Here is a 13,265-nt window from a genome sequence, read left to right as displayed (position 1 = left end):
GGTCTCGCGTCGCCCAAGCACGATGTCGAGCTCCGTGCCGGCTGTGATGCTGGCTGGATTGACGGCCGGGCGAACCAGCGCCTCGACTGCCCGAACCTCGTCCGCACTGACACCCGCGCGGCGCAGCGTTTCGGCGAAGCCCCGGCCCCGCCCCAGCCGGGCCGATACTTCGATCCGCGGCCGCTCGGGGATTTCCGCCAGCGGCACCACGCGCGCCGGGTCCGGACGCGTCACCGCCCCGGTACGGCCGCCGAGCGCCAACGGGGCGATAAATTGCGGCTGCAAGGCTTCGCGCTGGCTGGGCGTCGTTGGCCCGCGGGTGGATTCCGGAAGCGGCGGCACCATCGTGCCGAGGGTCAATGCCGTCCCGCAAAGACCGAAGCAGGCAATCAGCCCGGCCCACCAGCTCGGCGTGCCGATACCGGCGCCGAGGTCGGTGGCAAGGTCTGTTCCGATCGCCAGGCCTGCCGCCGCCTGCCGCCATTGGCGGATACGCATGCGGCCAACCGGTATGCCAGGCCACGATAGCGGCCGTAGGGCGGGTACGGCCTCGCCGCGCAACGATGGCAATGCACCAGAGACGGGGGCTGCTGCCTGGGCGCCAGCGCCGTTCAGCTGCGGTTGATACAAAAGCGACCCCCCGGCCCAATCATCAGGCTCACGTGCCAAGCTCATGGAATCCCTCGGCCAAGTGATTCGCTGTGTCAATGGCGCAACGATTCGCCTGCATTTTTATGCGGTGAGTCGATGGACATTGAACGGTCACTTGCACGCCGCGAGCGAGTGTGAAACATTGCGGGCGTCGAACGTACCACAAAGGATGTGATGCGCCACCAGGCTGCCATCTGCCCCTCAGGTCTTCCCCCGGTTCCTTTCCCTGTGCGTTTCTGTCGCTTCATTGCCCGGCGTTGCTGGCCCGGTTGGCCTTGCGCCAGCCTCGACGGCTCGCCAGATTGAGCAAGTGATCAGGAGCGCCCCTTCCTCGACGCTCTCCCGCCCGTCTGGCGGAGGCCAGGTCACCGCCGTGCTCGGCCCCACCAATACCGGCAAGACCCATCTCGCCGTCGAGCGGCTCTGCGGTCATGTCAGCGGCATGATCGGCTTCCCGCTGCGGCTGTTGGCGCGTGAGGTCTATGACCGGGTGGTGGCGCTCAAGGGCCCGAAGGAAGTGGCGCTGATTACCGGCGAGGAGAAGATCGTGCCGGAGGGTGCGCGCTGGTTCCTCTGCACCATCGAGGCGATGCCGCTGGACCGGGAGGTGGCGTTCGTCGCCATCGACGAGGCCCAGCTCGGCGCCGATCCCGAACGCGGCCATGTCTTCACCGACCGGTTACTGCATTGTCGGGGCTATGCCGAGACGATGATCCTCGGCTCCGAGACGCTGCGGCCGCTGATCCGCAAGCTGGTGCCCGAGGCCGAGATCATCAATCGCCCCCGCTTCTCTACCCTCTCCTATGCCGGGGCGAAGAAGCTGTCGCGATTGCCGCGACGCTCGGCGATTGTCGCCTTCACCCGCGCCGAAGTCTATGCGCTGGCCGAGATGTTGCGCCGCCAGAAAGGCGGTGCGGCGGTGGTGATGGGCAGTCTCAGCCCGTCGACTCGCAATGCCCAGGTTGCGATGTACCAGTCCGGCGAGGTGGACTATCTGGTCGCGACCGATGCCATTGGCATGGGGCTGAACATGGATATCGCCCATGTTGCCTTCGCCTCACTGTCGAAGTTCGATGGCCGCCGCCACCGGCGGCTGACACTTTCCGAGATGGCACAGATCGCCGGCCGCGCCGGTCGCTACCAGAAGGACGGCAGCTTCGGCACGGTCCAGCTCGGCACCAGCGAGGCCGCCAGCTTCACGCCAGAGGAGATCGAGGATCTGGAGGCGCATCGTTTCGATCCGCTCGGCCATCTGGTTTGGCGCAATACCGCGCTCGATTTCGGCTCGCTGCCCCGGCTGATCGGCTCGATGGATCAGCGGCCGCCGCGTCCCGAGCTTATCCGCAGTGATGACGCCATCGACCTAGCCGTGCTCAAGACATTGGCCGGCGAACCCTGGGTTATGGAGCGCGCCCGCGGCCCGCGCGGAGTAGCGCGGTTGTGGGCTGCCTGCGGCCTGCCGGACTATCGCAAAACCGGCCCCGAGCAGCACGGCCGCCTGGTGGCCCGCATCTTCCGCCACCTTTCGGAAGGTGATGGACGGCTGCCAGACGCCTGGATCGCCAGCGAGCTGGCGCACCTCGACAGGGCAGGGGGCGATGTCGAGACCATTGCTGACCGGATTGCGGCTGCGCGCACCTGGACCTATATCGCCCATCGGCCCGACTGGCTGGCCGAGCCACAGCGCTGGGCCGAGCGGACCCGCGACGTCGAATCGCGGCTATCCGATGCGCTGCACCTGGCGCTGACCCAACGCTTCGTCGACCGGCGGACGGCCGTGTTGCTCAAGGACCTGAAGGCGCGCGGCGGCGAGCAGCGGGTGGAGATCGATGCCGACGGCGCGGTGGCCGTGGAGGGCGAGGTGATCGGCCGGCTCGATGGCTTCCGTTTCACCGCCGACCCGTTGGCGCGGGCGGGCGAGCAGCGCCTGCTGCTTGCCGCAGCCGAGCGCCATCTGGTCAAGGCGCTGGCCGCCCGTGCCGCGGCTCTGGCCGAGGCGCCGGACGAGGACTTTGCGCTCGAGTTCGACGGCGAGCTGCCGCCACGGCTGCAATGGGCCGGCGCCCGGGTGGCGACGCTGCGGCGCGGACGCAACGCGCTCGATCCGCGCATCCAGCTCGATCGCGCCCTTGCCGGACTGGCCGTGGCCGACCGCGCGCGGGTGCTGGCGCGGCTGGCGGCGTGGCTGGAGGCCACGCTGACCCATGTGCTCGGGCCGCTTGCCGGCCTAGCGGCGACCGATGCCGCTGCCAGCCTGTCGCCGGCGGCGCGGGGCCTCGCGGTGCGGCTGGTCGAGACGCTGGGCGTGCTGCCGCGCGGTCCGGCCGAGGACCAGTTGGGGGCACTGGGCCGTTCCGACCGCCAGGCGCTCGCCAGCGCCGGGGTGCGGCTGGGCGTTTCGCATGTCTTCATTCCCCGGTTGCTGCGGCCGGAGCCGACCCGCTGGCGCCTTGCGCTTTGGGCGGTCTGGAATGGAATTGAGTTGCTGCCGCCATTGCCGCCGCCGGGGCGTGTGAGCCTGGCCATCGACGAGGCGTGGCCAGCCGGCTTTGTCGAGACGGCTGGCTTCTGGCGTGTGGGCGGGCAGGCCGTGCGGATCGACATGGTCGACCGGCTGGCGCGGGCCATCCACGACCGTCGGGCCGGGCGAGCGCCGTTCATTCCCGATCCCAACTGGGCCGCCTCGCTGGGGCTCGGCCATGACGGGCTGGCGCGACTATTGCGCGCGCTCGGCTACCGGCCACAACTTGTGGACGGGACACAGCATTTTGCCTGGCGCGGCGTTCGACGCGAGGCAAATGACCGGGGCGCGGCGCAGGAGGCCAGGCCGCGCGCGCCCTCTCCGTTCAACGTTCTGGCCGATTTTCGTTTTGGCGCACTCGCAGACGTGCCGGTCTCGCGCCGACGCAAGGGATAGAAAGGCAGGCTCTCATTGGTTCATGGTGCAGCGCTCCGGCTCGATAAATGGTTGTGGTTTTCGCGGCTTGCGAAATCCCGATCGGAAGCCAAGGCGCTGTGTGAAAGCCGACGATTGCGGATCGATGGCCGCGTCGTCGAGCGCGCCTCGGCGCAGGTCCGCTCGGGCCAAGTGCTGAGTTTTCCCCTGCACGACCGGATTGTCGCTGTACGGGTCGAGGGGCTGGCCGAGCGGCGCGGTCCCTATGTCGAAGCCTGCCACATGTACACCGATCTGGGTGCCGACATGGGCCTGTCTTCGGTGGTACCGTGCCAAGGGGCATTGACGCGAACCGTGGCGGCGTTCTAGCAGCGCATCAAATGATAGCTGTCCGGGGCTGGGCCCGGCGGTCGTGGGAGGGCTGCGGCTCCAAGGGGAAGCTCACAATGGCTTATGTCGTCACCGAAGCATGCATCAAGTGCAAGTATATGGACTGCGTGGAGGTCTGCCCCGTCGATTGCTTCTACGAGGGCGAGAACATGGTGGTGATCAACCCGAACGAATGCATCGATTGCGGCGTCTGCGAGCCGGAATGCCCGGCCGAGGCGATTCTGCCCGACACCGAGGGTGGCATCGAGAAGTGGATGGAGCTGAACGCGGCCTTCTCGGCGCAGTGGCCGAACATCACCATGAAGGGCGATACGCCGGACGATGCCGACACCCACAAGGGCGAAGAGGGCAAGTACGACAAATATTTCTCGGAAAAGGCCGGCAGCGGCAACTGATTCGGGTCAAATCGGGTTCAAAAATGCGCCAAAACCTTTCGGTTTTGGCGCATTTTTGCTGTGTTTTGCTCCACTTGCGGTTCAAATCCCATCAATGAGTGGAATTATGGCAGTTTTGCTGCTATGAAGAACGCGTGATGGATCATGCCGTCGCAGGTCGCCGGTCCCGCAATCGAGCCTTTGGGCCCGGTCAGCGAGATCAGAGGTAAAGTATAGAAGCAAGAACGCCCGTACGCGGACACGCATTGTCGACCTGCACTGTCACACAGCGAGCCTCAGGGTTTGGTGAGACTGGCTTGTTCGGATCGCGACCGCCGGGCTGAGAAAGGAACGGACATCCATGGCGATTGCCAAGCCGCTCGGCTTTGAAGTCGGTGATTATGTCGTTTATCCCAAGCATGGTGTGGGCCGCGTCGTCGAGCTTCAGCGCTCCGAAATCGCCGGCTCTGTCCTCGAACTCTTCGTCCTGCGCTTCGAAAAGGAGCGGATGACGCTTCGTGTTCCGACCAACAAGGCGGAGAGCGTTGGCATGCGCAAGCTGTCCAGCCAGGCGACGCTCAGCGAAGCACTGACCACGCTGAAGGGTCGTCCGCGGATCAAGCGGACCATGTGGTCCCGCCGCGCGCAGGAATATGAGGCCAAGATCAACTCGGGCGACCTTGTGTCAATCGCCGAAGTGGTCCGTGATCTGCATCGTGCCGAGGACCAGCCCGAGCAGAGCTATTCCGAGCGCCAAATCTATGAGGCCGCGATCGGCCGTCTGGCTCGGGAGCTGGCCGCGATGGAGAATATCGATGAGCCGGCCGCCCAGCTGAAGATCGAGCAGGTTCTCAAGGCCGCCTGACCATTTGGCCAGGCCCGCAACATCGATGATCGAAGCCCCGCCCGCCGGCCTGTCCGGCGGGCGGGTTTTTCTTGTCTTCAAGGCGCTGGTTTATGGCCTGCTGCTCTTCGATGCCGGCCTGCTGTATGTCTTTGGCACCTGGCGCGAAGTGGTCGAGCAGAGCGGCTGGCTGATGATCCTGGCGGCGTTCGAATGGGAAAGCCGGGGACTAGCGATGGCGGTCGTCGGCGGCCCGTGGCGGCGGCGGGCACCGCGCGGTCTTGAAACGCTCGGATATGCATTGGCAGGTTTTTCCTGGGCAGCCTATGGGTTCGAAGCCGAATGGCTGAATTTCGCCAATGCCAGCCTGTGGTTGCTCGTAGCAGCAGCCATTGCTTACGACCTGCACTGGTCGGGGCGATACGGCACCACGGCGTGGCGGCTGCGGTCCCTCGGCAAGGGCGCGCTCTATCTTGGCATTATTGTTATTGCGCTGACCTGGGGCTTCCAGGGTGAGTGGCTCGATTTCTGGGATGCGATGCTCTGGGTGATGTGCTTCTTCGTCATCGAATTGAAGATCTTCGATTTCGAAGCCCGGCGTGTCAGCCGGTCGGCGGTGCCCACAGCCTGATGACGGCCGCTGGTTCGGGTCGGGGCCGCTCATCGAGCGGCTTCGTTGCCGTGCCGATGAAGAAGAAGCCGGCAATGCGCTCGCCGGGCTCGCCGAGAGCGGCGGTGACGGCAGGGGAAAAGCTGGCCCAGCCGGTCAGCCAATTACCGACGAAGCCATGGGCATGGGCGGCATTGAGCAACTGCATGCCGGCGGCGCCGACCGACAGTTGCTGTTCCCAGAGTGGAATATGGCTCTCCGGATACGGACGGGACATCAGCACGATCAGCGTTGGCGCCTGCCGGGCAAAGCTGTGCATCGCCTCGATCTCCATCCGCGAAGCGCCGGGCTTTTCGGCGCGATAAGCGTTCTCCAGCATGGCGCCCAGCGCTTCACGCTGGTCGGCGCCGATGACGATGAAGCGCCAGGGCGCCAGCTTGCCGTGATCGGGAACCCGGATCGCCGCGGCGAGGATCGCGGCCAGGGTGGGGGCATCCGGGCCGGGCGCGACCAGGTCGCGGGCCTTGCCCGAGCGACGCGTGGCGAGAAGGCTGGCGGCGGTGGCGGTGTCGTTGAAGATCATCAACGCTATTTAGGCAGGAAGGCGGTGAAAGGAAACCGCCCCATGCCTCACCCCGGCACGACAGGCAGGGCAGGGGGGCTGATGTCGCACTTGCTCAGTGCCATGGCATGTGGTCTGTGAGGCGCGATTGGCCGGGGACCTATTTTGACCGACAGCGCAGCCAGCACATCCGCTCTCGCCGACCCGCGGCCCCAGTGGTTCGGCCATCCCGCCCAGCTCGCCCGGTTGTTCACCACCGAAATGTGGGAGCGGTTCGGCTATTATGGCATGCGGGCGCTGCTGACGCTCTACCTCGCCGACCATTTCCTGTTTTCGGACACCACAACCGCCGGCCTCTATGGCGCCTTCACCAGCCTCGTCTATCTGACGCCCTTGTTCGGCGGCCTGCTGGCGGACCGCTATCTCGGCAACAAGCGTGCGGTGAAGCTCGGCGCGCTGCTGATGGCGCTTGGCTATCTCGGCCTGTGCTTCAATGGATCCGCCGCCACGCCCTATTTCGCCTTCGAGGGCAATCGTTACGATGTCACTGTCGAGGCTGATGGCGACATTCGCCGGCAGTTCATCGGCGCCGACGGGTTGCGGCTTGAGATCGATGGCCAGCCCGATGGCAGCGTGGCGCTGGTCGATGCCGGCGGAGCCGAGCGGATCAGGCTGGCGGCCGGCGCCTTTGAGGCCGGGGGTGAGCGTAACCCGCTGTTCGTGACCCTGATGCTGATGTCACTGAGCCTGGTGGTGGTCGGCAACGGCCTGTTCAAGCCAAATATTTCGGCGATCGTCGGGGCACTCTACAGCCCGACCGATGTCCGCCGCGATGCCGGCTTCACCATCTTCTACATGGGGATCAATCTCGGCTCGCTGATCAGTACCTTCTTTGCGCCCTTGCTGGCGGTGTGGTTCGGCTGGTGGGCCGGCTTCGGGTTGGCGGCGGCGGGTATGTTCATTGCCTGGGCGCTGTTCCAGTTCGATGGCGGGCGGCTCAATGGCTATGGCGAAATGCCGGATGGCGTTGCGGCGCGCACCGGCAAGCTGGTGGTGGTCGCCGCGCTGGCCACCATCCCCTTGTTCTGGTTCCTGCTCGACAATTCAATGGCCAACGCCGAAGCCGCCGCTGCCGCCGCTCGCAGCGGCGCCGGCATCCTCGCCTATCTCCAGTCGCTGCCGCTGCTTGGCCGGTTGCTGTTCCTGGTGTTCGGGGCATCGGTGATCGGCATTCCGGTCTGGGCCTGGCTGAAGGGCACCCGTGAGGAATTCCACAAGATGGTGGTGGCAACGATCCTGATCGTGTTCACCGTCGTGTTCTGGACGCTCTTCGAGCAGGCAGGGTCGTCGCTGACGCTGTTCGCCGACCGCAACACCGATCGGGAGATCGGCGGCTATCTGATGCCGGCCGGCCAGGTGCAGATTTTCAATCCGCTGTTTATCGTCATCATCGCGCCGCTGTTCTCGATGCTGTGGATCGCGCTCGGACGGCGGGGGCTGGAACCGTCGACCCCGGTCAAGTTCGCCATCGCGCTGCTGCTGGTCGGCGCCGGCTTCCTGTTCCTGGTCTTCGGCACCCGCTTTGCCGGGCCGGACTACAAGGTCGGCCTCGGCTGGATTGCCGGCCTGTACCTGATCCATACGCTGGGCGAGCTCTGCCTGTCGCCGGTCGGCCTGTCGATGGTCACCAAGTTGGCGATGGCGCGGGTGGTGGCGATGATGATGGGGGTGTTCTTCCTTGCCTCTGCCATGGCCCAATATGTTGGCGGCGTGGTAGCGCAGATCGCCAGTGTCGAGACCGTGGGCGGCTCGGTCACCAATCTGAAGCTCAGCCTCGATACCTATGTGGGCGTGTTCACCACCATTGGCTGGGTCGCGGTAGGGATCGGGTTGTTCCTGCTCGCGCTGTCGCCGCTGCTCAAGCGGTGGATGCACGGAGTGAATTGATGTCGGACCTGGCACTGCTGGTCGTTGCTGTGTCGCTTTTCGTGGGCGGGCATGAGCTGCTGTCGCATCCGCTGCGGGCGCCGCTGGCGAAGGCGATCGGCGAGAAAGGCTTTCTTGGCGTCTATGCGCTGGTGGCGCTGGGCTCCTTGTTCTGGGCGGTGGAGATCTGGAAGGCGGTGCCGCCCGAGCGGCTCTGGGAGATGCCCGGCTGGGCTTACGGCGTGGCGATGGCGGTGATGCTGCTGGCATTCGTGCTGTTCGTCGGCTCGATGACGACGCCGAACCCGGCGCTGATGGGCGGCGGCATGCCGGGGGCCACCGGCATCCGCGGTGTCCAGGGGATCACCCGGCATCCGATGATGTGGGCCTTCGCGCTGTGGGCGTTGGTGCATATGGCGATGTCGGCGGATCCGCGCACGCTAGTGCTGGCCGGGGGTGTCTTGGTGCTGGCGCTGTTCGGCTCGGCGATGCAGGACCGCAAGAAGATGCTTGCCAGCCCGGCCTATGCCACCCATGTCGCGCACACCAGCTATCTTCCCTTCGCGCGGCAGTTCAGCGGCCGCGCTCCCTGGTCGTCGGCCTGGCCGGGACCGGTGGCGCTGGTCGGCGGCGCGGTCCTCTGGGGGGCGATGCTCTGGGCCCATCCGATCCTCATCGGCGTGCAGCCCTGGCGCGGCTGACGCATGGACGGGCGCTTCAAGGGCCAGTCGATCTGGATCACCGGCGCGTCCTCGGGCATCGGCCGGGCGCTGGCCCTGGGCTTTGCCCGAGAGGGCGCGCACCTGCTGCTGTCCGGGCGTAATGTCGATGCACTGGTGGAAACCGCCGAGTCCTGTGGAGGTGCCGAGACGCTGGCCTTTGATGTTGCCGATGCGGCCGCGCTGCCCGAAGTGGCGGCCGAGGCCCTGGCGAGGGTGGGAACGCTCGACATGCTGTGCAACAATGCCGGTGTCGCCCAGCGCGGCCTTGCGCTGGATACCGACATGGCCGTTTATCGGCAGTTGATGGAGGTGGATTTCTTTGCCCCGGTACAACTAACCCGGCTGGTGCTCCCGCACATGGTGGCACGGCGGCGTGGTGCGATCATCAACAATGCCTCGGTCGCCGGCAAGTTCGGGTCTCCCACACGCGCCGGCTATTGTGCGGCCAAGCATGCACTGATCGGCTGGTCGGACGCTTTGCGCGCCGAGATCGCGCAATATGGCATTGCCGTCCATGTGCTGATCGCCGGATTCATCCGGACCGACCTTGGTGCCAATGCAATCATCGCCGACGGGACGCCGGCGGGCCCTGGCCAGACCGATGCCGAGGCCAAGGGTCTGCCCGTCGAAGAGGCGGTTGAGATGATCATTGCCGGCATCACCCGGGGCCGTCGCGAAATCCCCGTCGGCAGGCCGGACGCCACCGAGATGGTGACGCTCGCACTGAAGAACACCGACCCCGAACAGCTTTTCGACCTTATGGTCGGCATCGCCCCCAGAGAACCGAGAAAGAGAGACTGATGAGCCCCATGACTCACCGCCGGATCACCGGCCGCCTCAGCTATGTGTCCAAGAAGCCGGAATTGCTCGACCAGCCGCGCGGCTTCGAGGATTTTGCCTTTACCCACCATGCCGACGGCGCCGTCACTATTCGCGCGCATTGCGAGATCGAAGAACCGCGGCCGACGGTGATGCGCGACATCCTCTATTCGCTCGATGCCCAGGGACGATCGATGGACTGTCACGTCCGTCTCAGTCTCGATGACGCGTATTTCGGTTCCGGTTGGGTCCGCTTCGACTATGAGACAGGAATGGTCGAGTGCGAAAGTCATGGCCCGACGATCGGACGGTTGTCGCAGCAGATGCCGATTCCCGCCGGGCTGGACGGTTTCGGCACGCATCCGATCGTCGCCGATGGCTTCATCACGCGGATCATGGACCTGGCACGCGGGCCGCACCGCCGTCTGCTCACCGTGTTGCTGCCGTCGCCGGATCATCGGGGCGCCACCCCGCCGATGCTGGCGCAGGTGAAGATCCATCTCGAATATGTCGGCGAGGCGGAGCGCGAGGTTCCGGCCGGTCGCTTTGCCTGCCGTCATTTCCGCTTTGTCGACGAGGGCGCGATGGGGGGCAACCAGCACCCGGCCTATGACATGTGGGTGACCGCGGACGATGATGCGATCTTCGTCTGCGGCGGTGTCGGCGGCTATATGCAGACATGGTATGAGCTGGTCGAGCTGACCCGCTGAGCCGCAGGGACGGTACTTTTTTCGCTTGGAAGGCGAAGCGATTGCGGCTAGATGACGGGAAGGTGGCTTGGGATTTGACCGCTGCCTTTCGACAGTTAAGCATCACGTGCGAGGCGGCGTCCCTTCAGACGCACCATATCGAGCAACCGCATCCGGCAGCGGATCGGCAGTTCAGGCACGCGTGACCCAGGGTCGAACCATTGCCAGCATAACGGCTCACGCCGTCCATCATGAGGACGCGAAGTTGATCAGGAACAATCAGAACCGGAGGCGCCGCGGCGGCAACGGTCCTCGCCCGCAGCAACTTGCCGGCGGCAATAATTACGGCAACCGGCTCGATAATCGCCAGCGCGGCAACGCCAGCCAGCTTCTCGAGAAATACCGTGGCCTCGCGCGCGATTCGCAGCAGGCAGGCGACCGGGTGACTGCGGAATATTATCTGCAATATGCCGAGCATTATTATCGGCTGCTCGGCGATTATCGCGATCGGCAGGGTGAGCCCACCCGCCGTCCCCGGGATTATGATGAAGAGGACAGCGCCGGCTTCAACCCCGCCGACAATGACGGCGAGGACGACGGCGACGGTGGCGATGAGGACGATGTCGCCCCCCGGCGCGATGACGGGCGCGATGATCGTCGCGACGGTGATCGCAACTGGAGAAATGATCGCCCGCGGCAGCCCCAAAATCGTGAGCAGCCAAGAGAACAGTCCCGCGAACCGTCGCGTGACCAGTTCCGCGAACCGTCGCGTGAACAGGCGCGGGATCAGCCGCGTGAGTATCAGCGCGATGCCAACCGGGACCAGAACCAGAACCGCGATCGTGACCAGCCCCGCAGCCGCGACTGGAACCGCGACGAGCGACGTCCGGATGAACGGCGCCGCAACGAGGAGCCGCGTGCGGTCGAAGCATCACCGGCCGAATCGCGGGCGCCGGAGCGTCGACCCGAACCCGCCCCCCGTTTTGCGTCGATCGAGGAGATGGACGGCCCCATCCCGGGCCTGCCCGGCCCGGCCAGGGTGAAGCCACGCACGCGTCGAGAGGCGCCGCCGTCTGAGCCTACGCTGGAAACCCATGTTGCAGAAGCGGCAGAGGCGGTCGTAGTGGCTGACGGGGCCGAGGAGGCACCGGCACCCAAGCGTCGGGGTCGTCCACGCAAGGTCGTCGCTTGATTCGATGAGGACCGCCCCTTGAAAGGGGCGGTCCGCTTTACTGATTATCTTCGAGGCTTTGATCGCGCGCTTCCTGATCGTGCCCGATCCTGTTCGAGACGAACAGCAGCCCCATCAGGGCCCCTGCCAGCAGCAGCGACAGGAAGATGCCGCCGCCGAGCGCCAGCGCCAGATGCAGGCTCATGCGAGTGCCGTTGGCGATTAGCCACAGAATCGCACCAATCCCGGCCGCGAGCCCGATTCCTGCGCTCCACGCCAATAATCGTCGGAACCGATGCCAGCCGTCCGCGCGCAGCGTGGCGGTGGAGGATGTCGAGCTCGGGGCGCGGCGGGGGGGCGCGTCTGACATATTTTGCCTTCGTCACTGATTCAGCAGATGATAACCGCAATGGCGCAGAGAAGTGCCACATATTGACGTTTCATCGTCGAGGGAGGTGGCCATGATAGGCAAGATCCTGAACGGCAAGAAGCCGCTTATCTCCGTGATCCGGACAACGACAGTGCGCGAGATCGTCGCGCTCCTTCACCAGCATCGAATTGGCGCCGTTCTCGTTGTTGAGGATGAGCAGATTTATGGCGTGGTCAGCGAGCGCGACATCTGTGCCGGGCTTCATGACCATGGCTCGGCGATTCTCGAGCGCCCCGCGAGTGCGGTGATGTCTGCGCCCGTCGTCACGGCGCGACCATGCGATTCCGTCGCATCGGCGATGGCGGTGATGACTGATCGGCGATTCCGCCACCTTCCCGTGGTGGAGGATGGCCGAATCGTCGGCCTTGTCTCCATCGGCGACCTGGTGAAGCAGCGGATCGAGGCGGCAGAGGCCGAAGCTGCGGCGATGAAGGACTATATCGCCAGCTGACGATTCGGACGGAAACCGCGGATCTGCGCAATTTATTGAAACTTTGTGGCACGTTGGACGACATATTACGCTTCTGTGACGAAAAAAGCGCGCCAGCCGTCACTTTGTGGTTGCGTCCCTTCGAGGCCACCCATAAAGGAGCGCTCCCGGCCGGCGCCAAGCAATGAAACGCCAGCCAAGACAACGGGGATCAGCCAGCGAGCCGCAAGGTCAGCCAGCAAATCTCAGGTGCCGGGAAGTTCAGAATTTCGCGGTTTCGGCCAAAAAATACTGAAAAAAAGTTGTTGACGAGGTGCTCCGAACGGCTCATAAGCCCTCCTCGTCGTCGGCAACGGACCCAAGCGGTTCGACGCCGCCTCGGACATGGCAGCAATCTGGAGCCCGGCTTCGTCGGGTACCAGAATGTTGCCGCTCTTTCTCATCGTAGGTTGAATGAAGGGACATGTGGGCGGCGGTCCACGCCCCGGGCATTTTAGGGTCCGGGTAGCGTGGTTAAACCTCCGCTTATATGTCTTAATTAACGCATTAAAGCACGCCGGCTTTCGAGCCGGTATGCCAGATACGTTGTGCAGACAGATAAGCTCCTAAATTCGGCGTTTGCTGGGGTTCCACCCGGTGATCGCTGTGACATGAACTTGAGAGTTTGATCCTGGCTCAGAACGAACGCTGGCGGCATGCCTAACACATGCAAGTCGAACGAACCCTTCGGGGTTAGTGGCGCACGGGTGCG

At 64.9% G+C, this 13,265-nt stretch carries 13 protein-coding genes, 1 rRNA gene and 1 pseudogene; 12 read left to right on the top strand and 3 right to left on the bottom strand.

Going from position 1 to position 13,265, the window contains the following annotated elements; genetic code table 11:
* Positions 1-498 (bottom strand): annotated as a pseudogene (locus tag ACTIFJ_RS13245) (M23 family peptidase); the annotation flags it as partial.
* A 463-nt stretch (positions 499-961) separates the two neighbouring features.
* Between ACTIFJ_RS13245 and ACTIFJ_RS13240 the strand changes: the two are divergent.
* The 5 genes from ACTIFJ_RS13240 (at position 962) to ACTIFJ_RS13220 (ending at position 5,786) form a co-directional block, all read left to right on the top strand.
* The gene (locus ACTIFJ_RS13240) at positions 962-3,568 is read left to right on the top strand and encodes a helicase-related protein (RefSeq protein ID WP_439534588.1); all 2,607 of its coding nucleotides are present in this window, start codon (positions 962-964) and stop codon (positions 3,566-3,568) included.
* Between the two features lie 15 nt (positions 3,569-3,583).
* A complete protein-coding gene (locus ACTIFJ_RS13235; RefSeq protein WP_439534587.1) occupies positions 3,584-3,916 on the top strand; it encodes an RNA-binding S4 domain-containing protein in 333 nt (110 codons plus the stop codon).
* Between the two features lie 77 nt (positions 3,917-3,993).
* Complete coding sequence (fdxA, locus tag ACTIFJ_RS13230) at positions 3,994-4,332, top strand: ferredoxin FdxA (protein ID WP_439534586.1); 339 nt, start codon at positions 3,994-3,996, stop codon at positions 4,330-4,332.
* A gap of 340 nt (positions 4,333-4,672) precedes the next feature.
* Positions 4,673-5,176 (top strand): CarD family transcriptional regulator, encoded by a 504-nt coding sequence (locus ACTIFJ_RS13225; protein WP_439534585.1) that lies wholly within the window; start codon positions 4,673-4,675, stop codon positions 5,174-5,176.
* Between the two features lie 25 nt (positions 5,177-5,201).
* Entirely contained in the window at positions 5,202-5,786 is a 585-nt protein-coding gene (locus tag ACTIFJ_RS13220; RefSeq protein WP_439534584.1) for a hypothetical protein, read from the top strand.
* Here ACTIFJ_RS13220 and ACTIFJ_RS13215 read toward each other — a convergent pair.
* Entirely contained in the window at positions 5,758-6,348 is a 591-nt protein-coding gene (locus ACTIFJ_RS13215) for a nitroreductase family protein (protein WP_439534583.1), read from the bottom strand. The two genes, ACTIFJ_RS13220 and ACTIFJ_RS13215, sit on opposite strands and share 29 nt — an antisense overlap.
* 144 nt (positions 6,349-6,492) lie before the next feature.
* Here ACTIFJ_RS13215 and ACTIFJ_RS13210 point away from each other — a divergent pair, with 144 nt between their 5' ends.
* The 5 genes from ACTIFJ_RS13210 (at position 6,493) to ACTIFJ_RS13190 (ending at position 11,675) form a co-directional block, all read left to right on the top strand.
* Complete coding sequence (locus tag ACTIFJ_RS13210; protein ID WP_439534582.1) at positions 6,493-8,274, top strand: peptide MFS transporter; 1,782 nt, start codon at positions 6,493-6,495, stop codon at positions 8,272-8,274.
* Positions 8,274-8,954 (top strand): NnrU family protein, encoded by a 681-nt coding sequence (locus tag ACTIFJ_RS13205; RefSeq protein WP_439534581.1) that lies wholly within the window; start codon positions 8,274-8,276, stop codon positions 8,952-8,954. Before ACTIFJ_RS13210 ends, ACTIFJ_RS13205 begins: the two co-directional genes overlap by 1 nt.
* Positions 8,955-8,957: 3 nt before the next feature.
* Complete coding sequence (locus ACTIFJ_RS13200; RefSeq protein ID WP_439534580.1) at positions 8,958-9,776, top strand: SDR family NAD(P)-dependent oxidoreductase; 819 nt, start codon at positions 8,958-8,960, stop codon at positions 9,774-9,776.
* Positions 9,776-10,504, top strand: a complete 729-nt coding sequence (locus tag ACTIFJ_RS13195; RefSeq protein WP_439534579.1) for a hypothetical protein — start codon at positions 9,776-9,778, stop codon at positions 10,502-10,504. Before ACTIFJ_RS13200 ends, ACTIFJ_RS13195 begins: the two co-directional genes overlap by 1 nt.
* A gap of 244 nt (positions 10,505-10,748) precedes the next feature.
* Complete coding sequence (locus ACTIFJ_RS13190; protein WP_439534578.1) at positions 10,749-11,675, top strand: DUF4167 domain-containing protein; 927 nt, start codon at positions 10,749-10,751, stop codon at positions 11,673-11,675.
* A 37-nt stretch (positions 11,676-11,712) separates the two neighbouring features.
* On the opposite strand, the gene ACTIFJ_RS13185 is transcribed toward ACTIFJ_RS13190, so the two are convergent.
* The gene (locus tag ACTIFJ_RS13185) at positions 11,713-12,024 is read right to left on the bottom strand and encodes a hypothetical protein (RefSeq protein ID WP_439534577.1); all 312 of its coding nucleotides are present in this window, start codon (positions 12,022-12,024) and stop codon (positions 11,713-11,715) included.
* A gap of 91 nt (positions 12,025-12,115) precedes the next feature.
* On the opposite strand from ACTIFJ_RS13185, the gene ACTIFJ_RS13180 reads away from it, so the two are divergent.
* The gene (locus ACTIFJ_RS13180) at positions 12,116-12,535 is read left to right on the top strand and encodes a CBS domain-containing protein (protein ID WP_439534576.1); all 420 of its coding nucleotides are present in this window, start codon (positions 12,116-12,118) and stop codon (positions 12,533-12,535) included.
* Positions 12,536-13,166: 631 nt separating this feature from the next.
* A 16S ribosomal RNA gene (locus tag ACTIFJ_RS13175) occupies positions 13,167-13,265 on the top strand; the annotation flags it as partial.

This window comes from Polymorphobacter sp. (assembly GCF_051860865.1).
In the GTDB taxonomy this organism is placed as follows: domain Bacteria; phylum Pseudomonadota; class Alphaproteobacteria; order Sphingomonadales; family Sphingomonadaceae; genus Sandarakinorhabdus.
The sequence above is the reverse complement of the archived record's forward strand: the minus strand, read 5'-3'. Positions and strand labels throughout refer to the sequence as shown.